The following is a 24,876-nucleotide window of genomic DNA, read 5'->3' on the forward strand; positions in this document are numbered from 1 at the left end:
ATCTGCATAAAAAAGGAGGATTTATGTCCATGCCAGCGCACTTCATGGAATCCCTGATCGAATGGATTGAAGACAATATGGATAAGCCGCTCAGAATTGAGGATGTGGCAAAACATTCCGGCTATTCAAAATGGTATCTGCAACGAATGTTTACCAGTACCACGGGAAAAAGCATGGGAACCTGGATCCGGGACAGAAAGCTAATGCTGGCCGCTGACGATCTGGTAAACACCAGCGACAGAATCGTTGATATTTCAGAGCGCTACGGTTTTGACTCCCAGCAATCTTTTACGCGCATCTTTGGCAAGAAGTACAATGTTTCTCCCTCGGCCTACCGCAAAAATAATATCAGACAGGTAGCCTGATGAAGCTAAACTCCCGCCTGATAACGTCATCGTTCGGGAGTTTCTTTTATCATGGTTTAAGCAGCGAACGTCCTACCGCAAGCGTTGCGGCAATATTTCTGGCCGCCCGGCAAAGGTTATCTCCGGCGTTTTCCAGCGCCTCTTCAAGCGTGCAAACGGTATATAACACGCTGAATACGGCATCCAGCCCGTGTTCATGTACCACTTCAACATCTTTAGTCAGGCTGCCCGCAATGCCGATGACCGGCTTGTTGTAGCGTTTTGCCACTTTTGCCACGCCAACCGGCACCTTGCCGTGAATGCTCTGGCTATCGATGCGGCCTTCGCCGGTGATAACCAGGTCCGCGTCACGCACCAGCTCATCCAGGTTAAGCGCCTCGGTAACAATATTGATACCCTGCCGCAGTTCGGCGCCACAAAAGGCGTAAAGGGCGGCTCCCATCCCTCCAGCGGCACCGCCGCCCGCCAGCGTCAGCACGTCGATATCCAGATCGCGGGCGATGATTTTTGCATAATGCCCGAGCGCCGCGTCCAGCTGCTTCACCATTGCCGGCGATGCCCCTTTCTGCGGGCCGAAAATAGCCGAAGCGCCCTCGTCGCCGGTTAAGGGATTGGTAACGTCACAGGCCACGTCGATGCGGCAATCCCGCAGGCGTTTATCCAGCCCGCTGATATCGACAGAGGCCAGCTTTGCAAGCTCGCCGCCGCCATACCCCAGCTGCTCGCCCTTCTCGTTCAGCAGCCTGGCGCCGAGCGCCTGCGTCATGCCAATGCCGCCATCGTTTGTTGCGCTACCGCCAATGCCGATAATAATGTGCTTAACGCCGCGATCCAGCGCATGGCTAATGAGCTCGCCCGTTCCCCATGACGTAGTAATAAGGGGATTACGCTCCGCAGCCGGAACCAGCTCCAGCCCGCTGGCCGCCGCCATTTCGATAAAAGCGCACTCGCTATCGCCGGAGAGCCCGTAAAAGGCTGTGACGGGCTTACCAAGCGGCCCCGTTACCTCAACTTCGACAACGCTGCCTTCCGTTGCGGCGACCATTGCTTCCACGGTTCCTTCGCCCCCATCTGCGACCGGCAGTTTCACATAGCTGGCATCGGGAAATATCTCCCTGAAGCCTGCTTCTATCTGTGTCGCCACCTCCAGAGCGCTGAGGCTCTCTTTCCAGGAGTCTGGTGCGATTACAATTTTCATATGCCATCCGTCGCGATGTGGAAGTTGTCATACTGTCCGGTGCCCGTGGACACCGGTGGCCGCTTAACGCACCATGCAAGGGCGTTTGTTATCAAAAGACCATTCAGGGATAAGGTACTGCATTGCCATAGCGTCATCACGTGCGCCAAGCCCGTGTTTTTGATACAGCTCATGGGCTTTCATCAGCGCATCCATATCCAGCTCCACGCCCAGGCCCGGCGTCGTCGGCACCTGCACCATGCCGCCTTTAATTTCAAACGGCCGTTTAGTCAGGCGCTGGTTGCCTTCCTGCCAGATCCAGTGGGTATCGATGGCGGTGATTTTACCCGGTGCGGCTGCCGCCACGTGGGTGAACATCGCCAGCGAAATATCGAAGTGGTTATTGGAGTGGGAACCCCAGGTCAGGCCAAAATCATTGCACATTTGCGCTACGCGCACCGAACCCTGCATGGTCCAGAAATGCGGATCGGCCAGCGGAATATCCACGGATTGCAGCGAAAGCGTATGGCCCATCTGACGCCAGTCGGTGGCAATCATATTCGTCGCCGTCGGCAGGCCCGTAGCACGACGGAATTCCGCCATCACTTCACGTCCTGAGTAACCCTGCTCAGCGCCGCAGGGATCTTCGGCATACGCCAGCACGCCGCGCAGCTGTTTACCCAGATTAATCGCTTCGTTGAGCGACCATGCGCCATTTGGATCGAGCGTAACGCGCGCCTGAGGGAAACGTTTTGCCAGCGCGGTTACCGCTTCGGCTTCCTCGCTTCCCGCCAGCACGCCGCCCTTGAGCTTGAAGTCGTTAAAGCCATATTTTTCGTAAGCGGCTTCTGCCAGGCGCACCACGGTATCCGGCGTCATCGCCTCTTCGTGGCGCAGACGATACCAGTCGCATTTTTCATCCGGCTGGCTTTGATAAGGCAGCGGCGTGGCCTTGCGGTTGCCTACAAAGAACAGATAGCCCAGCATTTCCACTTCGCTGCGCTGCTGCCCGTCGCCCAGCAGACTCGCGACGTTCACGCCAAGATGCTGACCCAGCAGATCAAGCATCGCCGCTTCAATACCCGTGACGACATGGATCGTGGTGCGCAAATCAAACGTCTGCGTGCCGCGGCCGCCAGCATCACGATCGGCAAATTTCTGGCGCACATCGTTGAGAATATTTTTGTACTCGCCGAGGGTTTTCCCCACGACCAGCGCAGCCGCATCTTCCAGCGTTTGGCGGATTTTCTCTCCGCCCGGAATTTCACCCACGCCGGTATGGCCGTCGTTATCTTTAACGACCACAATATTACGGGTGAAGAACGGTGCATGTGCGCCGCTCAGGTTCATCAGCATGCTGTCATGCCCGGCGACGGGAACTACCTGCATGGAAGTCACTACTGGAGTCGAAGTTGATGTATTCATTATTCGTTCCTTGTTCTCAAAAAATGTCTATCCGCGGCCAAAAGCCGGACGCTTACGATCGAATTGCCAGCCGGGCACCAGGTACTGCATGGCGGCGGCATCGTTACGCGACCCGCCGGGCAGCGACTTGTAGATTTCGTGCGCTTTCAGCACCCGCTCCCAATCCAGCTCCACGCCAAGCCCTGGCGCATCAGGAACGGCGATTTTGCCATTGACGATTTGTAACGGGGACGTTGTCAGGCGCTGCTCGCCTTCCTGCCAGATCCAGTGAGTGTCGATTGCGGTCGGCTTGCCCGGCGCTGCCGCACCGACATGGGTAAACATCGCCAGCGAAATATCGAAATGATTATTCGAATGGCAGCCCCAGGTCAGTCCCCAGTCGTCACACAGCTGCGCTACACGCACGGCACCGCTCAGCGTCCAGAAATGCGGATCGGCCAGCGGAATATCTACCGCGTTGACCATTACAGCATGGTTCATTTCGCGCCAGTTGGTGGCTATCATATTGGTGGCGACAGGCAGGCCGGTCGCACGACGGAATTCCGCCATCACTTCACGCCCGGAATAGCCCTGCTCCGCACCGCAGGGATCTTCGGCATACGTCAGCACATCGCCCATGCCTTTGCATAACTCGATGGCTTCATCGAGCAGCCACGCGCCGTTAGGATCCACGGTGATACGCGCATCCGGGAAGCGTTTTTTCAGTTCGCGGGCAGCGTCCAGCTCCTGCTCGCCCGGCAGCACGCCGCCTTTCAGCTTGAAATCTTTAAAACCGTAGCGGTCCTGCGCGGCTTCCGCCAGGCGCACTATCGACTGACTGTTCAGCGCTTCCTGATGGCGCAGCTCATACCAGGCGTGGCTGGCGTTTTTGCCGTCCAGATAAGGCAGATCGGTTTTGTTGCGATCGCCGATATAGAACAGATAGCCCAGCACGGTAACCTCATCGCGCTGCTTTCCTGGGCCAAGCAGCTCGCAAACCGGCACGTTCAACGCTTTGCCCAGTAAATCCAGCAGGGCAGCTTCCAGCGCCGCCACCGCGTTAACGCGCAGCTCAAAGGTCCAGGCGCCTTTGCCGAAAGTGTCAAAATCGGCTGACTGATTGCCTTTGTGGACGTTCTGCACTACGCGATTCATACGCGCGACTTCTTGCCCGACAACCTGCGGAATTGCAGCGACCAGAGTCTGGTAAATCACTTCGCCGCCAGGCGCTTCACCCACGCCGGTGTTGCCGGCGTTATCGGTAAGCACCACAATGTTGCGGGTAAAAAAGGCACCGTGCGCCCCGCCGATGTTGAGCAGCATGCTGTCATGGCCGGCCACCGGGATAACCTTCATTTCAGTGATAATCGGACTTGCTTGAGTATTCATCATTATCATCCTGTGACGGCGGGTTTCAGTTCTACGCGTTTGATATCGCCAACGATGACCAGATAGCTAAGCACCGCGACAAGGGCGTGGATCCCTACGTAAATCAGCGCACCGTTAAACGAGCCGGATACGCCGACAATGTAGCCGATAGCGATTGGCGTCACGATGCCGGAAACGTTGCCGAACATGTTAAACAGGCCGCCGCTCAGGCCGCTGATCTCTTTTGGCGCGGTGTCGGCCATCACGGCCCAGCCCAATGCGCCAATGCCTTTGCCGAAGAAGGCCATCGCCATAAAGCCCACCACCATCCATTCAGCCTGCACATAGTTACAGAACACCATACTGACCGAGAGCAACATCCCCAGTACGATGGGTGCCTTACGAGCAATATTTAGCGAACCGGTACGACGCAGCAGCCAGTCAGAAATAACTCCGCCCAGCACGCCGCCCATAAATCCGCAAACCGCCGGCACCGAGGCTATAAAACCCGCCTTGAGAATCGACATGCCTTTTTCCTGTACCAGATAAACGGGGAACCAGGTAATAAAGAAGTAGGTTAAGGCATTAATACAATACTGGCCGATATAGATACCAATCATCATCCGCGAGCCAATCAACTGTTTGATCTGCCCCCATTTCTGTGCGAACGGAACATGCCCTTTGGTTTTATTCTGATCCATATTGATCAGCGCGCCACCGGCTTCAATGTATGCAAGTTCTTGCTTGTTAACGCCCGGATGGCTATTTGGCTCGTGGATAACCTTCAGCCAGATAAAACTAATGATGATGCCCAGCCCGCCCATAAAGAAGAAAACATGCGACCAGCCGACCGTTTGCGTCAACCAGCCCATGATCGGAGCAAAGATAACGGTGGCAAAATATTGCGCAGAGTTAAAAATAGCGACTGCGGTGCCGCGCTCTTGTGCCGGGAACCACGCTGCCACGATTCTACTGTTGCCGGGGAAGGACGGCGCTTCGGCCAGGCCTACCAGAAAACGCAGCGTAAACAGCGCGATGATAATGCCAAAACCGTTAAAGATGTCGACGAAACCTTGTAGCAAGGTAAACATTGACCAGATAAAGATGGAGCAGAAATAGACGCGCTTCGAACCGAAACGGTCAAGCAACCAGCCGCCGGGAATCTGGCCGATGACATAGGCCCAGGAGAACGCGGAAAAAACGTATCCCATGCCAATAGGGTCAAGGCCAATCTCTTTTGCCATCTCAGAACCGGCAATCGACAGGGTGGCACGGTCGCCGTAGTTAAATGAAGTGACGATAAACAGCATCACCACTATCCAGTAGCGGGCGTTGGTCCTTTTTTCGACCACGCTCGCCGTTTGGCTAATTGTGTTCATGGTGGACTCCTGAACTAAACAATATTTGTAGGGTAACGGGAATGGTGCTTTGTTTTTGCACGATATTTTTATTAGCGAACGAGCTACTACGCTTGGTTTGCGCGGTTTTATTACTTAACCGGGAGAAAGTATAGGGAGGGAACCGTTCGGCCTCATCGTGCAAAGACACAAGTTTGAGGCGCGCCGTTTGAGCAGTTTGTGGCATTCGTCCATAAAGCCGAGGGATGGTTCACGCTTTTTGCAACAAATTTGAAAATCGAGGAGAAATTGGGGTGGGCCGGGAGGCAGCGTGCAGGACAGATAAACGCAGGTGCCATGCCCCGCAAAAATAAGGCGGGTAGCGCTATCGCTTACCCGCCTGGACAGGATTAACTCAATTTAGCAAGTTCGCCCACTGCTCAATCCAGGGATTGGCTACCGTTTCAGGCTCAGGATGATCGTTGGCATCGATAGCCAGCACGCTCCCGATTCGCGTTGCGCCCTGCTCCTGTAGCAGCGCATCAAACTTTTTACCGCCGCCGCAGAAATGGTCGTAGTTGCTGTCGCCCAGGGCAATGAGTCCGTAGCGTAACTCCGGCTGATAACCCACTTCGTCTTTTATGGCCTGAAACAGTGGAACGATACCGTCGGGTAAATCGCCCTGGCCGGTGGTCGAGGTCACCACCAGCACGTAGTGTTGGCGATAGCGTTGCCAGTCTGACAGCGCCGGGTCTTCAAACACCGTCGCTTGATGTCCCTGCTTCTTCAAAATCGCTTCGGCTTCTTCTGCCACCAGCAGCGAGTTTCCATACATGGTGCCAACAAAAATACCCACTTCGGCCATAGGTTTACTCCCTGGATTAAGGTTTCTGCTTTTCATCCTGACGGTTGCCTGCTGCAAACTCAACCTTTTCGATCTCGCTGAGCATTCCACGCCAGCCAAACTGTGACATCATCTGCATCCACGTATCGTCGAGTGGCGCGCGCAGGGTGAGCGGCTCGCCGGTAACCGGATGAGTAAGCTCAAGCTGGCTTGCATGCAGCATTAAGCGCTGGCAGCCAAAATGTTCTGCGGCGGCGCGATTCTGGCGCAAATCACCGTGCTTCGAATCGCCAATAATAGGATGGCGCAGATGCGAAAGATGACGACGCAACTGGTGCTTGCGGCCGGTCTGCGGTTCCAGCTCTACCAGACTGTAACGCGCCGTTGGGTAACGCCCAACCGGCACTGCCATTTCAACCGTCGCCATGCCACGATAATGCGTTACCGCAGGCTGCGGGCCTTTATCCTGGCTGGCATGCTTATCAGCAATTTTATCCAGCTCTTCGGTAAGCGGATAATCCAGCACCGCCTCATCCTCAAGCCAGCCGCGCGTGACCGCGTGATAACGCTTCTGAATTTGGTGGTTTTCGAACTGCCGGGACAATAGCCGCCCCACCTCGCCTGAAAGCCCCATCAGCAGCACGCCGGAAGTCGGCCTGTCCAGTCGGTGAACGGTAAACACATGCTGGCCGATTTGATCGCGCACGGTTTGCATCACGAAAACCTTTTCGTGCCTGTCCAGCCAGCTACGGTGCACCAGCCAGCCCGACGGTTTATTCACCGCAACCAGCCATTCGTCCTGATAGATGATTTCCAGCATCAGTCGGCAGCGCCGGCAAACAGAACGTCCAGCTCCTGCAGAGCGGCCAGCAGCGGCTCGCGTCCGATATGGGCGGCATCAAGCGCCATTTCGTAATAAGGGGCAATGGCAAAGGAAGAGGGAAGCGGCTGTTTACTGTCGATAAGCGCATGCATACGCGGGATCAGAACCCACTGTAGCCACTCATGCGGCTCCAGCGTATCCATACAAAACGGCTGCGTGCTTTCAAAGGCGGCAGGCTGGGGGGCGATGCTCTGCCACAGTTGATGATCGCGTAATACCTGTTCGATTGCTTGTAAATGCTGGCGTACCAGCGCATGGCGTTCCATGTAAACCTCATACGTCAGGACAATAAAGCGGGCAAGCATATCACTTCTTAAGCCCTGCGAAAAAATGCATAAAAAAAGGGAGCACTGTATAAACAGTGCTCCCGGTTCGTTTCGCAGCTAATCCGGCTACTTTTAGTGCTCCCTGCTCGTCCGTGACAACTTTGTCCTGCGGTCTCCTGACCTACAATCCATCGTACATGCATCCTGCAACCAGCGTCCTGCTGGTGTCCTGCAACATCCTGATGCGAGATCCTTTAGTCTTCCAGACCCGCCGATCGTCCTGATTCGGCTCTCATTCTCCGTCCTGGAGGTGTCCCTTACTCATCCTGAGCGGTTCCATGCTTCTTCCAGAAGCCTTCCCTGTAACGCCTTCCTGGCGTGTTCCGCTTCCTCATGAAGTGACATCATCCTGATATCGCCTTCACTATTCGACCTCCTGTCGATGAATACAGGATCTCTTATTTGGCCCATCCTGACAAGGGACCCGGCAGGAAAGCCCCGGTAAACTTTCATTCGAAAGCCAAGCGGAAACAGCACAACCGGTTGATAAAAAAAGGAATGATACGATCGCAGTCAGCCAATGCTCGCTAAAAAGTTAGCGATCTCTTACAGCATTTGTAAGAGATCTCTCACACGCATTCACCGCGAACGGGCTAAATTACCTGCGGCTGGAGCGATTCCAGGAACGCCACCAGCGATGGCGCCAGCGTCGTGCGCTGCCTGGTGCCGATTTTTTCCAGCACCACTTCGCCGCTTAAGTTACACAGCGACACCACTTCCGTTTCGTCCGGCGTGGTCGCCAGAAAAAGGGTGGGCGAGAGTTTCAGGCGTTTCTGAGTCACCAGATGGCCGATTAAATTTTCCTGGACGCGCTGAAAATCGTCCTCGCTCCAGGCCTGGAGAAGCGTCAAAATCACGCTGCCGGATAGCGCGGGCATATCGCCTGCGAACTGCGTGGTATAAAACTGATGAGCCGCAGGCTGGAGCGAGATATCCAGCGCGCGCTCTACTGCGCTTAAATCTTCCTCAAGGGAAAAGGGTTGCGGCTGCCAGCGCACATCGCTACCGGTTGTCGTGACAATACAGGGGGACGGAATACCGTATAGCTCTTCACTTGCAGGCCAGCCACCGGTTTGCTCACGCCACCGCGTACAAAAACGTTCCGTGAATGCTTCCAGCGCCTGGCGCACATCGTTATCCATCAATTTCTCACTCACCTAAGGCTGCGGTACAATAGAGGTCAATTGTACCTGTATTCTATCGGTGACACATGTCTTATGAAAAACACCAGGCGCTAAGCGGCCTGACGCTGGGTAAGCCAACCGCTTACCAGGACACCTACGAACCCGCCCTCCTTCAGGCTGTTCCGCGCAGTCTGAACCGCGATCCGTTAGGCCTGCAGGCGGATAATCTGCCCTTTAACGGGGGCGATATCTGGACGCTGTACGAACTGTCCTGGCTGAACGATAACGGCCTGCCGCAGGTTGCCGTCGGGCATGTCCAGCTTGATGCTAACAGCGTCAACCTGGTGGAATCCAAAAGCTTTAAGCTCTATCTGAACAGTTTTAACCAGACGCGCTTTAGCGACTGGGAAAGCGTACAGGAAACGTTGAAACGTGATTTGAGCGCCTGCGCGCAGGGCGACGTCAGCGTGGTGCTGTTCCGTTTGCATGAGCTGGAAGGCCAGGAAATTGCCGCTTTCAACGGCGAGTGCATCGACGAGCAGAACATCGTCATTGATAGCTACGAATTCAGTGCCGATTATCTCGCGGATGCCGCCGGAGACGAAATCGTAGAAGAGACGCTGGTCAGCCATCTTCTGAAATCCAACTGCCTGATCACCCATCAGCCAGACTGGGGTTCAGTGCAGATTCGTTATCGCGGCCCGCGTATCGACCGTGAAAAGCTGCTGCGTTATCTCGTGTCATTCCGCCACCACAACGAATTCCACGAGCAGTGCGTCGAACGTATTTTCAACGACCTTCAGCGTTACTGCGGGCCGCAGGCGCTGAGCGTCTATGCGCGTTACACCCGCCGTGGCGGGCTGGATATCAACCCGTGGCGCAGCAATACCGATTTCCATCCGGCATTTGGCCGCCTCGTTCGCCAATAAATGCGAGACGCCTCGCAGGCCATAAGGGATTGCTGGTTTTCGGGTTGTTAAATTCGGCGCGGCAGGGCTATTGTAATCATTGGGAGCGGCACACTCGTTCCGTAAGGAGTTAACTTGATTACACATATTAGCCCTCTTGGCTCAATGGATATGCTGTCGCAGCTGGAAGTCGACATGCTTAAACGCACGGCCAGCAGCGATATTTACCAACTTTTCCGCAACTGTTCACTTGCCGTCCTTAACTCAGGAAGCCAGACCGATAGCAGCAAAGAACTTCTCTCGCGATACGAGAGCTTTGATATCAACGTGTTGCGCCGGGAGCGCGGCGTCAAACTGGAGCTTATCAATCCGCCGGAAGAAGCCTTTGTTGATGGGCGCATTATCCGCGCCCTGCAGGCTAACCTGTTCGCGGTATTGCGCGATATTCTGTTCGTTAATGGCCAGCTCGCAAACGTTGGCCGCTTCCAGAATCTTGATTTAGAAGATGCTTCGCACATCACCAATATGGTGTTTTCAATTCTACGTAACGCCCGCGCGCTGCACGTCGGTGAGGCACCAAACCTCGTCGTCTGCTGGGGAGGGCACTCCATTAACGAAAATGAATATCTGTACGCCCGTCGCGTAGGCACCCAGCTCGGCCTGCGTGAATTAAACATCTGCACCGGCTGTGGGCCAGGTGCGATGGAAGCGCCAATGAAAGGCGCGGCCGTAGGCCAGGCGCAGCAGCGCTATCGAGAAGGCCGCTTTATTGGCCTGACAGAACCGTCGATCATTGCCGCTGAGCCGCCCAATCCGCTAGTCAACGAACTGATTATCATGCCGGATATCGAAAAGCGTCTGGAAGCCTTTGTCCGTATCGCCCACGGCATTATCATCTTCCCGGGCGGCGTGGGCACGGCAGAAGAACTGCTGTATCTGCTGGGCATTCTGATGAATCCGCACAACCACGACCAGGTGCTACCGCTGATTCTGACCGGTCCGAAAGAGAGCGAGGATTATTTCCGGGTGCTGGACGAATTTATCGTCAGCACCGTCGGCGAACAGGCGCGCCGCCACTATAAAATTATTATTGATGACGCGCCGGAAGTGGCCCGCCTGATGAAAAAGGCCATGCCGCAGGTGAAAGAGAACCGCCGCGAAACAGGCGATGCCTATAGCTTTAACTGGTCGATTCGTATCGCGCAGGATCTGCAGATGCCGTTTGAGCCAACCCATGAAAATATGGCGAACCTTAATCTGTATCCGAATCAGCCAGCGGAAAAACTGGCGGCCTCTTTGCGTCGGGCTTTTTCGGGCATTGTGGCAGGGAACGTAAAAGAGGGCGGCATTCGCGCCATCGAACAATACGGTCCGTACAAAATTCACGGCGATGCCCGGATGATGAAACGCATGGACGACCTGCTACAGGGATTTGTGGCTCAGCATCGTATGAAACTCCCCGGCAGCGCCTATATTCCCTGTTACGAAATCTGTAGCTGATTCTGTTCACTCCAGGCGGCAGCAATGTCGCCTTTTATTTTGCTTTTACCTTACAAGCCAAACGCTTGCCCTTCCTTCTGCCTCCCGCCCGCAAAACACCATGCTTTTTGCGCCATCGCATAATGAAAATGCTGCCTGAATCCCTTTATACAGGCAAAAATCAAACAGTTAACCGTTATTAATTTATTGCATCTTTCAAAAACTCTCACCTTTACGCGCAAAAATATGGCACGCAAGATCGCCAGCAGTTTGAAATATCGCCAATAACGCCATAGATGGTGGATTCTTGCATTTGGGATCGCGATCACTGATACATTGATTACATAAATGTATCTTTCCGCCCGCCGATAGTTACGGGTCAAAATTACTAGAAAAAAGGCCTGACACAGAATTTAGTTTCATCGGTCAAGCGATAAGTATCGTTATTGACTGAAATTTTGCAAAAATCATTCTTTCTGGAGAAGTTGATGGATACTACACAAACCGGCAGTATTGCTTCTGTCGAAACAAAAAGTTCCTGGCGTAAATCTGACACCATGTGGATGCTCGGCCTGTATGGCACCGCCATCGGCGCTGGCGTGCTGTTCCTGCCGATTAACGCAGGCGTGGGCGGCCTTATTCCGCTGTTTATCATGGCCATTCTTGCCTTCCCGATGACCTTCTTTGCACACCGTGGCTTAACCCGCTTTGTGCTGTCCGGTAAAAATCCTGGCGAAGACATCACTGAAGTTGTAGAGGAACATTTTGGCGTTGGCGCAGGTAAGGTCATTACCCTGCTCTATTTCTTCGCCATTTACCCGATCCTGCTGGTTTACAGCGTGGCAATCACCAACACCGTGGACAGCTTCATTACTCACCAGCTGGGTATGGTTTCTCCGCCGCGTGCCATTCTGTCCCTGATTCTGATCGTTGGTCTGATGACCATCGTGCGTTTCGGCGAGCAAATGATCGTTAAAGCAATGAGCGTCCTGGTGTTCCCGTTTGTTGCGGCGCTGATGATGCTGGCCCTGTACCTGATACCTAACTGGAGCGGCGCGGCATTCGAAACTATGTCTTTCAGCGCGACGCCGGCAACCGGCAGCGGCCTGTGGATGACGTTGTGGCTGGCAATCCCGGTAATGGTGTTCTCCTTTAACCACTCGCCGATCATCTCTGCATTCGCGGTAGCAAAACGTAACGAATACGGCGAAGGCGCTGAGAAAAAATGCTCCCGCATCCTCTCCTGTGCACACATCATGATGGTGCTGACGGTGATGTTCTTCGTGTTCAGTTGCGTACTGAGCCTTTCTCCTGCGGATCTGGCTGAAGCTAAAGCGCAGAACCTCTCTATTCTGTCTTATCTGGCCAACCATTTTAACGCACCGGTTATCGCCTGGATGGCGCCGATCATTGCGATTGTTGCCATCACCAAATCCTTCCTCGGCCACTACTTAGGCGCCCGTGAAGGCTTCAACGGTATGGTGATCAAATCGTTGCGTGGCAAAGGCAAAAGCATCGAAACCAACAAGCTGAACCGCATCACCGCTATCTTTATGCTGGTCACTACCTGGATTGTGGCTACCCTGAACCCAAGCATTCTGGGCATGATTGAAACCCTGGGCGGCCCGGTTATCGCGATGATCCTGTTCCTGATGCCGATGTACGCAATCCAGAAAGTACCTGCTATGCGTAAATACAGCGGCCATATCAGCAACGTATTTGTTGTTGTGATGGGCCTGATTGCTATCTCCGCTATCTCTTACTCTCTGTTCGGCTAATTCAGCACAACGAATAGCGTTAAACCGCCTGCTTTCTGCGGGCGGTTCTCCCCTCTTCAAAGTCACTCACGCAATGGAAGTATCATGATTAGCGTATTCGACATTTTTAAAATCGGTATCGGGCCTTCCAGCTCTCATACCGTCGGCCCAATGAAGGCTGGCAAACAGTTCGCAGATGACTTAATCGCACAAGGAATATTGCATGATGTCACTCGCGTAATTGTTGATGTTTATGGCTCGCTCTCCCTGACCGGTAAAGGTCACCATACCGATATCGCAATTGTTATGGGCCTCGCAGGTAATCTGCCGGATAGCGTGGACATCGATTCCATTCCGCATTTTATTCAGGATGTGAATACTCATGGCCGGCTGATGCTGGCTAATGGCGCGCATGAAGTAGAGTTCCCGGTAGATTGCTGCATGAATTTCCACACGGATAATCTGTCGCTGCATGAAAACGGTATGCGCATCACCGCGCTGGCGGGCGATAAGGTCTTGTACAGCCAGACTTATTATTCCATCGGCGGCGGGTTTATCGTCGATGAAGCGCATTTTGGCCAGGAGAATACTCAGCAGGTTACCGTGCCTTATCCGTATAAGAACGCGGCCGACTTGCGCAAACACTGCGATGAAACCGGCCTGTCTCTTTCCGGATTAATGATGCAAAACGAACGTGCGATGCATACTCAGGCGGAAATCGACGCGCATTTCGCCAACGTCTGGGCAGTTATGCGCAGCGGCATTGAACGCGGCATCACCACTGAAGGCGTTCTGCCGGGCAAAATGCGTGTCCCGCGCCGTGCGGCAGCGTTACGCAGAATGCTGGTGAGCAGTGATAAGCACAATTCGGACCCAATGGCCGTTGTAGACTGGATCAATATGTTTGCGCTGGCGGTTAACGAAGAGAACGCTGCGGGCGGTCGTGTGGTAACCGCGCCAACAAACGGCGCATGCGGCATCGTCCCTGCGGTGCTGGCTTACTACGACAAATTTATCCGCGAAGTAAATACTAACTCCTGCGCGCGCTACTTCCTGGCTGCGGGAGCAATAGGTTCGCTGTATAAAATGAACGCTTCAATTTCTGGCGCGGAAGTCGGCTGCCAGGGTGAAGTTGGCGTAGCCTGTTCTATGGCTGCGGCAGGCCTTGCGGAACTGCTGGGCGGCAGCCCGGCGCAGGTTTGTATCGCTGCGGAAATCGGCATGGAGCATAACCTGGGTCTGACCTGCGACCCGGTTGCGGGCCAGGTTCAGGTGCCGTGTATCGAGCGTAACGCGATTGCGGCGGTAAAAGCTGTGAATGCGGCTCGCATGGCGCTGCGCCGGACCAGCGAACCACGCGTTTGCCTCGACAAGGTTATTGAAACTATGTACGAAACCGGCAAGGACATGAACGCCAAATACCGTGAAACCTCACGCGGTGGGCTGGCGATGAAAGTCTCCTGCGATTAAGCCTGCCCCTTACCCTATCCCCAACGGGGCGAGGGAATAAATTCCAGGCGGCTACGGTTTCTCCTCCTTAAAAGGGTGAGGGAATAGATTCCAGGCGGCTATGGTTTCTCCCTCTTCCTTTCAGGGAGAGGGCCGGGGTGAGGATAAATCCTTAGCGCAAATCTCCCACTTTGACATGGTCCATATCGTCAAACACCTGATTCTCACCCACCATGCCCCAGATAAAGGTATAAGCTCGCGTGCCTACGCCCGAGTGAATTGACCAGCTCGGTGAAATTACCGCCTGTTCATTCTGCACCACGATATGACGCGTTTCCTGCGGCTGACCCATCATATGAAACACACAGCTCTCCTCTTCCAGGCCAAAGTAGAAGTAAACTTCCATGCGGCGTTCATGGGTATGGCACGGCATGGTGTTCCACAGGTTGCCAGGCGCAAGTTCAGTCAGCCCCATGCTCAACTGGCAGGTTTCCAGCACGTCCGGGACGAAATATTTGTTGATAGTGCGACGGTTACTGGTGATGTCTTCGCCCAGCGTGACCGGTGCCACATCCGCAGGTGTAACGCGCTTAGTTGGATAAGTTGTATGGGCCGGCGCGCAGTTATAGTAGAAGCGAGCAGGTTTCGCCGCATCAACACTTTCAAACACGACTTCTCTTGCACCTTTCCCCACATACAACGCATCGCGATGACCAATTTCATAGCAGGTGCCATCTACCGTGATGGTTCCTGCTCCACCGATGTTGATCACGCCCAGCTCGCGGCGCTCAAGGAAGTAACTCACGCCCAGTTGCTTGCCCACTTCACCGCCCACGCTTACTGAACGCGTCACTGGCATCACGCCGCCGACAATAATGCGGTCAATATGGCTGTAGGTCATGGTGTATTGGTCGGCGGTAAAAATCGTCTCAATCAAAAACGTTTTGCGCAGGCCAGCCGTATCAAGCGTTTTTGCATGGTCGCTGTGAATGCTTTGACGAATCTCCATTGCTTATCCTCACTGGCATATGCGCACGGGTACGCTAAACACGCCCGTTACTGTTAATGAAAACGGCAAGATAAAGAGCATAGCAGCGGCGCCATAAAAATAATGCGATCTAAATTGAAATATTATTTCATTATTATTGAATAAAAGTTCCCATGGTGGATAACAGCACAAAAAAAGGAGCCAGCTGGCCCCTTTTCGCTTTACAGCGCCGACTTCAGCCGCTGCACCGCCTCATGGAGCTGTTCTTCCGTGGCTGTTGCATAAGAGAAACGCAGCGTCTTTTTATCCGCGTTGTCGCTGAAGAAGAACTCGCCTGGTACGTAGACCACGCCTTTCTCCAGCGTCTGTTGCAGCCACTTCGTGGTATCAAACTCGTAGCGGAATTTCGCCCACAGGAACATCCCGCCCTGCGGCTGGTTAAAGCTGATGTGCTCGCCCAGCTCTTCCTGCAGATAGCGCGACAGGCTCAGGCATTTTTGCTTATAAGCATCCCGAATCAGCGCAATCTGTGGATTCAGCCGGCCCAGCGTCAGGTAAGCCGCCACTAACGACTGTGAGAAAGAGTTTGCATGCAGATCGGTAGCCTGCTTGATGATGGCCACTTTCTGCTTCATCCATTCCGGCAGGATTAACCAGCCTACACGCAGGCCCGGCGCCAGAATTTTAGAGAAGGTTGAGGTATAAACCACGTTCTCGTGATTACCCATTTCCGCCGCGATCTGGAAGAGCGTTTTCTCGCGGCGATCGGTAAAGCTGATGGCACCGTACGGATCGTCTTCAATAATGATGAAATCATGCTCAACGGCCAGTTTTACCAGCTTCTCACGGCGCTCAGCGCTCAGCGTTGTGCCGCTCGGGTTACCAAACGTAGGCACCAGATAAACGCACTTAATGCGGGTCGTTTTAAGCAAGGATTCCAGTTCATCAACTATCATACCGTGCTCGTCGCTACCTACGGATTTCACCGTAGCTTCCGTGAGGCTCAGAATTTGCAGCGTAGCAAGGTAAGTAGGGCTTTCAACGATAAAGACATCGCCCGGGTTTGCCAGCGCGCGAATTAACAGATCCAGCGCCTGCTGAGAACCTGAGGTGATAAGAAGCTGGTCAGGGTTAGTGGTGATGCCGCGCTCCCGGCAAAGGCTAACAAGCTGCTGGCGAAGCTCAACGTTCCCTTCCGTTAAACCGTACTGAAAAGCATCGTTAAAGCTCTCGCCCACTACCATTTGCGTAGCTTGTGCCAGGCCTTCTGTATCGAAAAGTTCATGGGAAGGAATACCGCCCGCAAGCGAAATCACGCCCGGCATTTTGCTGTGTTTTAAAAGTTCACGGATGGCTGAAGGTTGCAGGTTCTGGATACGATGTGCGAGGTGCGTGCTGTTACTCATATTGTTATCTCTGATTTTTCTGTTCGTTTAAAATATACATAGCAAACAAATTAATTAGCAATCCTTTGCTGAAGTAAAAGCGATGATTTTTGCGAGGCGCTTTCCCAAATCGCTTTCTCAGGTTCGCCCCCCGCACGGGGAGATGTTAAAGTAGGCGGAGTCGTTACAGAAAGTGAAAAACAATGAACATTCATCTACTTATCGTCGATGCTCTGAATCTTATCCGCCGTATCCATGCGGTTCAGGGCTCGCCGTGCGCCGATACCTGCCTGCACGCCCTTGAGCTGCTGATAGCCCATAGCCAGCCAACCCATGCCGTTGCGGTGTTTGACGATGAAGACCGGCGCGAAGGCTGGCGGCATCAGGTATTGCCGGACTATAAAGCCGGACGTGCGCCGATGCCAGAAACCCTACAGCATGAAATGCCCTCTATCCGGGAAGCCTTCACCCGTCGCGGCGTTACCTGCTGGCATTCGCCAGGGAACGAGGCGGACGATTTGGCTGCGACCCTTGCCGTTAAGCTCGCGGCGGGCGGCCATCGCGCCACCATCATCTCCACAGATAAAGGTTTTTGCCAGCTGCTCGCTCCCACCATTGAGATTCGCGACTACTTTCAGAAGCGCTGGCTGGATGCGCCTTTTATTGCGCAAGAATACGGCGTGCTGCCTGAACAACTGCCCGACTTCTGGGGCCTGGCAGGGATCAGCAGCAGCAAAATTCCGGGCGTGGCGGGCATCGGGCCAAAAAGCGCTACGCAGTTGATAAACCAGTTCTCAACGCTTGAAGCGCTGTATCAGCGGCTGGATGAAGTACCAGAGAAATGGCGGAAAAAGCTGGCGTTGCATAAAGAAAGCGCCTTCACCTGTCGCCAGGTTGCGCGTTTGCAGCAGGATTTAAAGCTGGACGGAAATTTGCAGCAGTTACGATTAGCGGGTGACAGGATACAGGGCAAATAAACTTACGTCATTCGCCCTGCTATTTTGCGATTAACGCTCGTCGCGACGGCCACCCACGGCGGCCCACATACGGCGAACGTGTACGGTCACTTCTTCACGATCGTGATAAAGCTGGCGTGCCTGAATCTGCGCGCTGATTCCATTTTCTTCGAGCTTCTCACGCATCTGCGCAAGGTTTTGCGACACTTCCTCATAGCGCTTTTTCATTGGCAGCTTGAGGTTAAAAATAGTTTCACGGCACCAGCCGTTTACCAGCCAGGTTGTCATCAGGCTCGTCACTTTTGCTGGCTTCTCTACCATGTCGCACACCATCCAGGAGATATTGTTGCGCGTTGGCTTATATTTAAAACCGTCTTCACGCAGCCATGTCACCTGTCCGGTGTCCATCAGGCTTTGCGCCATCGGGCCATTATCAACGGAGGAGACCCACATGTTGCGTTTCACCAGCTGATAAGTCCAGCCGCCGGGGCACGCGCCCAGGTCCACCGCATACATTCCGTTTGCCAGGCGTTCGTCCCACTCGTCGGCAGGAATAAAGACGTGGAACGCCTCTTCAAGCTTGAGCGTGGAACGGCTTGGTGCATCCGCCGGGAATTTAAGCCGTGGAATGCCCATATAAAACGTTGAATTATTGCCGGGATACGAATAGCCGGTATAGCAGCAGCCGGGGGCGATAAAGAAGACGTGCACCACAGGACGCTTTGGCGTTTCATAATTAGTCAGCACGCCCACTTCACGCAGGCTGGCACGCAGCGGTACCGTCAGTTTGCGGCAGAACTTCAGCAGCTCTTTGCTTTCGTTGGTGTCGGCAACCTCAACGCGCAGATCGCCGCCCTTCTCAACCACGCCCTGTAGCATGCCGGCGATCGGCGTGATGCGATCCTCCGGCGGCAGATCTTTTAACAACTCACCGGCAACGATCATCTGACGAGCGAAGATCAGATCGCTGAACGGCAGCTCACGCGCCAGCTTGTCGGCATCTTCTGGCTGATAGCATTCAAAAATTACATAGCCGCTGCTCTCTTTTACGCGCGCAAAACCGTATACGCCGCGGCTTCCTGCTTTATCGGTAATTTCTGCCGCACACTCTTTTTCAAAGCCCTGGCGACAGTACAAAATAACTTTATTATTCATGGCTTGCGCCCTTACGTTTCAGGCGCATTGCACCGATCAACATCAAAATCCAGCCGGCGAGGAAACTTACCCCGCCGACGGGTGTAACAAACGCCCACAGGCGTAAATGTGACAGCGCCAGGCAATACAGACTGCCGCTGAATAAAACGGTACCGAGCGCCATAAACACGCTGCTCCAGTAAAACCAGATGCTGATACGGCGCTGCATAGCAACCGCAAGGCCAAAAATGGCCAGCGTATGAAACGCCTGATACTCAAGACCCGTCTGGATCCAGCCCATCTCAACGACACCGAGAGATTTGCTTAATACGTGTGCCCCAAAAGCCCCAAGGGCAACGAAAACAAAGCCGCTGATAGCGGTAAAAATCAGCATAAAACGGCTGGTCATGGTGTAACCCTAAATGTAAGGCGCAGCCCGGGCCGCGCGAAGATTTACTTATTGATCGTAGCGAAAGCGGAATTTTTCCTGTTCGCTGGCGGCCTTCGCCAGGATCCACTGCCGGAATGCGGCTATTTTACCGAGTTCTGCCTGACTGTCATGACAAACAAGATAAAAGGCATTTTTACTGACCAATACGTCGTTAAAAGGGCAAACCAGGCGGCCCGCTTCGATTTCGGACTGCGCCATGACGTTATTCGCCAGCGCAACACCCTGGCCGTGAATGGCGGCCTGTAGCACCATCGCGCTGTGGCTGAAAATAGGGCCCTGCTGCACATTAATGTGGCTGACGCCGAGCTGGCGCGTATAAGTTTGCCAGTCCCGCCTTGATGCATCGTGTAATAAAGTGTGCTGCGCGAGATCTTCCGGCGTTTTGATTGGCCTGTCGCCCGTCAGCAACATAGGCGAGCAGACCGGCAGCAGGTACTCAGCGTACAATTTTTCCACCCGCAAACCTGGCCAGTTCCCTCGGCCATAAAAAATAGCCACGTCAACATCGTCAGAAAGCTTATCTTCCTGACGGTCAACGGCTTGTATACGTACATCGATTCCCGGATAAGCTGAGTTAAAGCTGGTAAGGCGAGGCACCAGCCAGTGAATGGCAAAACTTGGCAGTAAACTTACCGTCAGCGCCCCTTTTGCGCTTCTGGCCTGGAGCTTGCGCGTCGCCTCGGTGAGCTGCGAAAAAATCTCTTTAATATCGAGGTAATAGCTCTGTCCTTCTTCAGTAAGCAGCAGCGAACGGTTGCGACGACGGAACAATTTTAGCCCTAAAAAGTCCTCCAGGGACTTAATCTGGTGGCTAACTGCCGCCTGCGTGACGAATAACTCTTCGGCCGCTTTAGTAAAGCTCAGGTGACGTGCAGCGGCATCAAAAACACGTAACGCATTAAGAGGGGGTAAACGCTTGGACATGGATAACAGGCTTAAATGTTAATGGTTATTAACAAACAGGTTATTTTAATTAACCTATTAGTTTTTTTTATCTGAGCCATTATAAATTGTCCGTTGAGGATGCACCAGCAAATACCTATAGTGGCGGCACTTCCTGAGCCGGAACGAAAAGCTATCTGGAATGCGTGTTCTGGAGGGCTTTTGGCTTACGGTTGTGATGTTGTGTTGTTGTGTTTGCAATTGGTCTGGCATTCCAGACCCCGGTAGCTAAGCTACCCCTTTTTCACTTCCTGTACATTTACCCTGTCTGTCCATAGTGATTAATGTAGCACCGCTTTTAGCGGTGCTTTTTTTTACCCACGTGTTAATGATCAAGCTCAACCATCTCTTTCACGTCAGTACGATTAATCTGCTGCTTGTTGCCGTTAGCATCTTTGTACGAAATCATCCCTGTCTCGTCATCGGTTTGCGGTTTACCGTCAGAAACAATGGTGCGACCGTCGTTCGTATGCATGACGTAATTCGGGCTGGAACATGCTGAGAGTGCAAAAGTCATCATACATGCAGATACAATAGCGGCTGCCTTATTCATAGTTCTTCTCCTTGTACGTAGAGTTTAATGCTAATTAAATCTCTTCTGCTTACAGGCTGAAACATTCGCCTAACAATTATTAGCATAACCCTCTTTGGTAACTTTGCCAGGTTAAGCAGACTAATCCGATGGTTACGGGCGCCTTGTGCGATCTAAAGAAATACGCCACGATCAACGGACTGAAACGAGGATAATTATGACAGCATTTAATCCCGCCCATTTTCGCAGCCAGTTCCCGGCGCTGGCGGACGCTGGCGTCTATCTGGACTCCGCGGCAACCGCATTAAAACCCCAGGCTGTGATTGACGCCAGCCAGCAATTCTATAGCCTCAGCGCAGGCAACGTTCACCGCAGCCAGTTCCCTACGGCGCAGCGTCTTACGGCCCGTTATGAGGCCGCGCGCGAAGCCGTGGCAACGTTGCTGAATGCCCCTTCCGGCAAAGATATCGTCTGGACGCGCGGCACCACCGAGGCCATCAATCTGGTTGCCCAATGTTACGCACGCCCGCGCCTGCAGCCGGGTGACGAAATCATCGTCAGCGAAGCCGAGCATCACGCTAACTTCGTGCCGTGGCTGATGGTCGCTGAGCAAACTGGCGCACGTATCGTTAAGCTGCCGATTGGTAAAGATCGCCTTGCCGATCTCAATCAGCTTCCTGATTTGCTGCACGCTCGCACTAAAATTCTGGCGCTGGGGCAGATGTCGAACGTCACCGGCGGCTGCCCGGATCTCGCAAAAGCTATTGGCCTTGCGCACGGCGTCGGGGCAATAGTTATGGTGGATGGCGCCCAGGGCGTGGTGCATTGCCCGCCGGATGTTCAGGCGCTGGATATCGACTTTTATGCTTTTTCCGGCCACAAGCTGTACGGGCCGACGGGCATCGGCGCGCTGTATGGCAAAACCGAACTGCTGGCAGCAATGTCGCCGTGGCTTGGCGGCGGTAAAATGATTACCCATGTCTCTTTTGAAGGCTTCAAAACACAGGCGGTGCCTTATCGCTTTGAAGCCGGTACGCCAAACGTTGCCGGAGTGATTGGCCTTAGCGCCGCGCTTGAATGGCTTGAAGATATAGACGTGGCTGAAGCAGAAACTTACAGCCGTGGTCTGGCGACGCTGGCGGAAGCAGAACTGGCAAAGCGCCCGGGTTTTCGCAGCTTCCGCTGCCAGGATTCGAGTCTGCTGGCGTTTGATTTCGCGGATGTTCATCACAACGACATGGTAACGCTGCTGGCAGAATCAGGCATTGCGCTACGAGCCGGACAACACTGTGCGCAACCCCTTCTTGCCGCGCTGGGTGTAAATGGCACGCTTCGCGCTTCTTTTGCTCCTTACAACACAAAAAGCGACGTGGATGCGCTGGTGAAAGCCATCGACCATGCGCTGGATATTCTGGTGGATTAAATGACGAGTGGATTTTTAGCCGGTCATCCGTTTGGCAACACAATTACCGCCGAGACGCTTCGCGCTACGTTCATACCCTTGCAGCAGTGGGAAGATAAGTATCGCCAGTTGATCATGCTGGGCAAACAGCTTCCCGCCCTGCCTGCAGATTTGAAGCGCGATGAGATTGAAATTGCCGGCTGTGAAAACCGCGTCTGGCTCGGCCATGAGCGAGAAGCAAACGGCACGCTGCATTTTTACGGCGACAGCGAAGGGCGCATCGTGCGGGGTTTGCTGGCGGTTTTGTTGACGGCGGTTGAAGGCAAAACGGCGCAGGAGCTACGAAGTACGGATCCGCTGGCGCTGTTTGACGAATTAGGTTTGCGCAATCAGCTCAGCGCTTCACGCAGCAGCGGCCTGACGGCGCTGGCTGAAGCCGTGCGCCAGGCCGTCAGAGAAGCATAGTCAGGCGCTTCTCGCCGCCTTCGCCATCATCTTCTTAAGCACATGGGAAACCGCCACGAAACCAAAGCTGGCGGTGACCATGGTTGCCGCCCCAAAACCTGAGGCGCAGTCCATACGCTTTGGCCCGTCGGCGGTACCTTTTGCCGCGCATACTGTGCCATCCGCCTGCGGATAAACCAGCGCTTCAGTGGAAAATACGCAGTCCACGCCCAGCTTGCCCTTGCTGTTCTTCACCACGCCAAAATCGCTTTTCAGCCTTTCCCGCAGCTTCGCCGCCAGCGGATCCTGGATAGTTTTCGCCAGATCCGCCACCTGGATCTGCGTCGGATCGATTTGCCCGCCTGCGCCGCCGGTGGTGACCAGCGGGATCTTATTTCGACGGCACCAGGCAATCAGCGCCGCTTTAGGACGCACGCTGTCGATAGCGTCTATGACATAGCTGTAACCCTGGCTAAGCAGCGCGGCGGCGTTATCGGCAGTAATAAAATCATCCACCACCGTTACGCGGCATTCCGGGTTTATTTCACGGATCCGCGCCGCCATCACTTCCGTTTTGGCCTGGCCGACATTATCGCGCAGCGCATGGATCTGACGGTTAGTGTTGGTCACACAGACATCGTCCATATCGATAAGCGTAATTGCCCCGATACCAGTACGAGCGAGCGCTTCTGCGGCCCACGAGCCGACGCCGCCAATCCCGATAACGCAAACGTGCGCCCCGGCAAACAGTTGCAGAGCATCACGTCCATAAAGACGAGCGGTGCCGCCAAAACGTTGCAGCCAGGCGTCGGAGAGAACTACAGGCATCGGGATATCCTCAGGGAATAAAAAACGGGCTGATTATACAGCCCGTCGGAGTGATGACAAACACCCGAAAAGCGTGGTTTTCGGGTGTTTGGGGGAAATCAGAAGATATAATCTTTTGCTTTTAAAAGTACCGACGAACCATTTTTAACACCTGAAAAGTTTGTCAGCCTTGGCTACGGGCCGATTATACAGCCCGTAGCCAGATGGTGAAAAGTTTGCAGCATTAACCGGTAAATACGTTGCCGCCAGAGCCTGTACCCGGCGCGTTTTTCAGCACCCAGACGCGGCCATAATGGTTATACCAGCCAGCGCGATGACCCGCTTCCGGGCCGATTCCCTGATAAATATCGAAGTGCTGTCCTTTAATCGCACCGCCCACGTCCAGCGCCACCATGACACGCAATTCGTATTGCCCGCTGAACTTACCGTTGTTATCCAGCAGCGGCACTTCTGCCAGCAGCGTTGTGCCCGCCGGAATAATAGAGCGGTCAGACGCCACCGATGCGCGGCCAATCAACGGAACCGCGCTTGCCCCTTTAACCGGTGCGTAGCTGGCTGGCTTAAAGAAGACGAAGGATGGGTTTTGCTCCAGCAGTTCCTGCACTGCAGCCTGGCTGTGAGTTTCGCCCCAGTGGCGAATCGCCTGCATCGACATATCTTCTTTTTTCACTTCACCGCGATCGATAAGCACTTTGCCGATACTGCGATAGGCATGGCCGTTTTTGCCCGCGTAGCCGAAGAAGGTCAACGGCTGCCCGTCACCAAAGTCGATATAGCCGCTGCCCTGTACGTCCATAATGAAGTTATCCATCAGGGAGTTGCTGTAGGCAAGTATATAGCTGTCGCTCAGCGCGCCGCTGTAAATCTCTGCACGCGACGGCAGACGTCCGCGTTTAGGCGGCATACGATAGATTGGATACTGGAATTCGCCCTGACGGGTATAACGCGCCTGTACCACCGGCGTATAGTAGCCGGTAAACTGCACGTTGCCGTAGTTATCCGCCCCTTCCATCTGCCAGGCGTCCAGGCCGTACTGGCTTAGCTGACGTGTATCACCGCCCGCCCGCAGCCACTGCTGCACAGAATTGTAGACGTCGCTCTTGCTGTTAAAAAGCCTTGGGGAGGCTGAGCGAATCTGGTTAACCTGCTCGGAGAAATCTCCACCATTAACAGGAGCGCCTACCGCGTCAGGCTGGTTAACTAGCGAAAAGGGCTGTGTAAACTTGCCGTCTTTATATTGCTGACCTTTGTCAGTCGGTTTAGATGAACAGGCCGCCAGTGCTGCTACCATCACACCTGTTACCACGTACTTAATCCAACTTCCTTTCATCACCGCCTCGCCCTGGTTTATGCCGCTAACCCCACGCGAAGATAGCAAACACGTCGGGATAAT

At 54.0% G+C, this 24,876-nt stretch carries 24 protein-coding genes; 8 read left to right on the top strand and 16 right to left on the bottom strand.

What is annotated here, in order from left to right; all coding sequences use genetic code 11:
* Nucleotides 1–23: 23 nt before the first annotated feature.
* A complete protein-coding gene (locus E2L00_RS13910) occupies nucleotides 24–365 on the top strand; it encodes a helix-turn-helix domain-containing protein (protein WP_167612601.1) in 342 nt (113 codons plus the stop codon).
* Between the two features lie 49 nt (nucleotides 366–414).
* On the opposite strand, the gene E2L00_RS13915 is transcribed toward E2L00_RS13910, so the two are convergent.
* From E2L00_RS13915 to syd, 8 genes are all read right to left on the bottom strand, one after another.
* Nucleotides 415–1,563 (bottom strand): glycerate kinase, encoded by a 1,149-nt coding sequence (locus E2L00_RS13915; protein ID WP_167612603.1) that lies wholly within the window; start codon nucleotides 1,561–1,563, stop codon nucleotides 415–417.
* 63 nt (nucleotides 1,564–1,626) lie between these two features.
* The gene (gene gudD, locus E2L00_RS13920; protein WP_167612605.1) at nucleotides 1,627–2,967 is read right to left on the bottom strand and encodes a glucarate dehydratase; all 1,341 of its coding nucleotides are present in this window, start codon (nucleotides 2,965–2,967) and stop codon (nucleotides 1,627–1,629) included.
* A gap of 27 nt (nucleotides 2,968–2,994) precedes the next feature.
* The gene (locus E2L00_RS13925) at nucleotides 2,995–4,335 is read right to left on the bottom strand and encodes an enolase C-terminal domain-like protein (RefSeq protein WP_167612849.1); all 1,341 of its coding nucleotides are present in this window, start codon (nucleotides 4,333–4,335) and stop codon (nucleotides 2,995–2,997) included.
* Nucleotides 4,336–4,340: 5 nt separating this feature from the next.
* The gene (locus E2L00_RS13930) at nucleotides 4,341–5,693 is read right to left on the bottom strand and encodes an MFS transporter (protein ID WP_167612607.1); all 1,353 of its coding nucleotides are present in this window, start codon (nucleotides 5,691–5,693) and stop codon (nucleotides 4,341–4,343) included.
* A gap of 373 nt (nucleotides 5,694–6,066) precedes the next feature.
* Complete coding sequence (locus E2L00_RS13935) at nucleotides 6,067–6,516, bottom strand: flavodoxin (RefSeq protein WP_167612851.1); 450 nt, start codon at nucleotides 6,514–6,516, stop codon at nucleotides 6,067–6,069.
* A gap of 16 nt (nucleotides 6,517–6,532) precedes the next feature.
* Nucleotides 6,533–7,315, bottom strand: a complete 783-nt coding sequence (truC, locus tag E2L00_RS13940) for a tRNA pseudouridine(65) synthase TruC (protein WP_167612609.1) — start codon at nucleotides 7,313–7,315, stop codon at nucleotides 6,533–6,535.
* A complete protein-coding gene (locus E2L00_RS13945) occupies nucleotides 7,315–7,644 on the bottom strand; it encodes a YqcC family protein (RefSeq protein WP_167612853.1) in 330 nt (109 codons plus the stop codon). Before E2L00_RS13945 ends, truC begins: the two co-directional genes overlap by 1 nt.
* 653 nt (nucleotides 7,645–8,297) lie before the next feature.
* Nucleotides 8,298–8,846, bottom strand: coding sequence for a SecY-interacting protein (gene syd, locus E2L00_RS13950; RefSeq protein WP_167612855.1), 549 nt, complete (start codon nucleotides 8,844–8,846; stop codon nucleotides 8,298–8,300).
* Nucleotides 8,847–8,914: 68 nt separating this feature from the next.
* Here syd and queF point away from each other — a divergent pair, with 68 nt between their 5' ends.
* The 4 genes from queF (at nucleotide 8,915) to E2L00_RS13970 (ending at nucleotide 14,442) form a co-directional block, all read left to right on the top strand.
* On the top strand, nucleotides 8,915–9,757 hold the full coding sequence (gene queF / locus E2L00_RS13955) for an NADPH-dependent 7-cyano-7-deazaguanine reductase QueF (protein ID WP_167612611.1): 843 nt from the start codon (nucleotides 8,915–8,917) through the stop codon (nucleotides 9,755–9,757).
* Between the two features lie 114 nt (nucleotides 9,758–9,871).
* Nucleotides 9,872–11,236: a nucleotide 5'-monophosphate nucleosidase PpnN gene (ppnN, locus tag E2L00_RS13960; RefSeq protein ID WP_167612613.1), complete on the top strand. Its 1,365-nt coding sequence runs from the start codon at nucleotides 9,872–9,874 to the stop codon at nucleotides 11,234–11,236.
* A 467-nt stretch (nucleotides 11,237–11,703) separates the two neighbouring features.
* Nucleotides 11,704–12,993 (top strand): HAAAP family serine/threonine permease, encoded by a 1,290-nt coding sequence (locus E2L00_RS13965; protein WP_167612615.1) that lies wholly within the window; start codon nucleotides 11,704–11,706, stop codon nucleotides 12,991–12,993.
* An 84-nt stretch (nucleotides 12,994–13,077) separates the two neighbouring features.
* Entirely contained in the window at nucleotides 13,078–14,442 is a 1,365-nt protein-coding gene (locus tag E2L00_RS13970) for an L-serine ammonia-lyase (RefSeq protein ID WP_167612617.1), read from the top strand.
* Nucleotides 14,443–14,593: 151 nt separating this feature from the next.
* On the opposite strand, the gene kduI is transcribed toward E2L00_RS13970, so the two are convergent.
* Nucleotides 14,594–15,430 (bottom strand): 5-dehydro-4-deoxy-D-glucuronate isomerase, encoded by an 837-nt coding sequence (kduI, locus tag E2L00_RS13975; protein ID WP_167612619.1) that lies wholly within the window; start codon nucleotides 15,428–15,430, stop codon nucleotides 14,594–14,596.
* Between the two features lie 200 nt (nucleotides 15,431–15,630).
* The gene (locus E2L00_RS13980; RefSeq protein ID WP_167612621.1) at nucleotides 15,631–16,815 is read right to left on the bottom strand and encodes an aminotransferase-like domain-containing protein; all 1,185 of its coding nucleotides are present in this window, start codon (nucleotides 16,813–16,815) and stop codon (nucleotides 15,631–15,633) included.
* Between the two features lie 182 nt (nucleotides 16,816–16,997).
* On the opposite strand from E2L00_RS13980, the gene xni reads away from it, so the two are divergent.
* Nucleotides 16,998–17,771 (top strand): flap endonuclease Xni, encoded by a 774-nt coding sequence (gene xni, locus E2L00_RS13985; protein WP_167612623.1) that lies wholly within the window; start codon nucleotides 16,998–17,000, stop codon nucleotides 17,769–17,771.
* 30 nt (nucleotides 17,772–17,801) lie between these two features.
* Here xni and rlmM read toward each other — a convergent pair whose 3' ends face one another.
* From rlmM to E2L00_RS14005, 4 genes are all read right to left on the bottom strand, one after another.
* Nucleotides 17,802–18,905 carry a 23S rRNA (cytidine(2498)-2'-O)-methyltransferase RlmM gene (gene rlmM, locus E2L00_RS13990; RefSeq protein ID WP_167612625.1) on the bottom strand — a complete coding sequence of 368 codons (1,104 nt, stop codon included), beginning with the start codon at nucleotides 18,903–18,905 and terminating at the stop codon, nucleotides 17,802–17,804.
* Nucleotides 18,898–19,293 (bottom strand): DUF423 domain-containing protein, encoded by a 396-nt coding sequence (locus tag E2L00_RS13995; RefSeq protein WP_167612627.1) that lies wholly within the window; start codon nucleotides 19,291–19,293, stop codon nucleotides 18,898–18,900. Before E2L00_RS13995 ends, rlmM begins: the two co-directional genes overlap by 8 nt.
* Before the next feature lie 48 nt (nucleotides 19,294–19,341).
* Nucleotides 19,342–20,259 carry a glycine cleavage system transcriptional regulator GcvA gene (gcvA, locus tag E2L00_RS14000; RefSeq protein WP_167612629.1) on the bottom strand — a complete coding sequence of 306 codons (918 nt, stop codon included), beginning with the start codon at nucleotides 20,257–20,259 and terminating at the stop codon, nucleotides 19,342–19,344.
* A 343-nt stretch (nucleotides 20,260–20,602) separates the two neighbouring features.
* Nucleotides 20,603–20,830 (bottom strand): YgdI/YgdR family lipoprotein, encoded by a 228-nt coding sequence (locus E2L00_RS14005; RefSeq protein WP_167612631.1) that lies wholly within the window; start codon nucleotides 20,828–20,830, stop codon nucleotides 20,603–20,605.
* A gap of 196 nt (nucleotides 20,831–21,026) precedes the next feature.
* On the opposite strand from E2L00_RS14005, the gene csdA reads away from it, so the two are divergent.
* Nucleotides 21,027–22,232, top strand: coding sequence for a cysteine desulfurase CsdA (gene csdA, locus E2L00_RS14010; RefSeq protein ID WP_167612633.1), 1,206 nt, complete (start codon nucleotides 21,027–21,029; stop codon nucleotides 22,230–22,232).
* Nucleotides 22,233–22,676, top strand: coding sequence for a cysteine desulfurase sulfur acceptor subunit CsdE (gene csdE, locus E2L00_RS14015; protein WP_167612635.1), 444 nt, complete (start codon nucleotides 22,233–22,235; stop codon nucleotides 22,674–22,676).
* On the opposite strand, the gene tcdA is transcribed toward csdE, so the two are convergent.
* Both tcdA and mltA read right to left on the bottom strand, forming a co-directional pair.
* On the bottom strand, nucleotides 22,677–23,483 hold the full coding sequence (gene tcdA, locus E2L00_RS14020; RefSeq protein ID WP_167612637.1) for a tRNA cyclic N6-threonylcarbamoyladenosine(37) synthase TcdA: 807 nt from the start codon (nucleotides 23,481–23,483) through the stop codon (nucleotides 22,677–22,679).
* 223 nt (nucleotides 23,484–23,706) lie between these two features.
* Complete coding sequence (gene mltA / locus E2L00_RS14025; RefSeq protein ID WP_167612857.1) at nucleotides 23,707–24,813, bottom strand: murein transglycosylase A; 1,107 nt, start codon at nucleotides 24,811–24,813, stop codon at nucleotides 23,707–23,709.
* Nucleotides 24,814–24,876: the final 63 nt, after the last annotated feature.

The sequence above is a fragment of the Cedecea colo genome, from assembly GCF_011808225.1.
Classification (GTDB): domain Bacteria; phylum Pseudomonadota; class Gammaproteobacteria; order Enterobacterales; family Enterobacteriaceae; genus Dryocola; species Dryocola colo.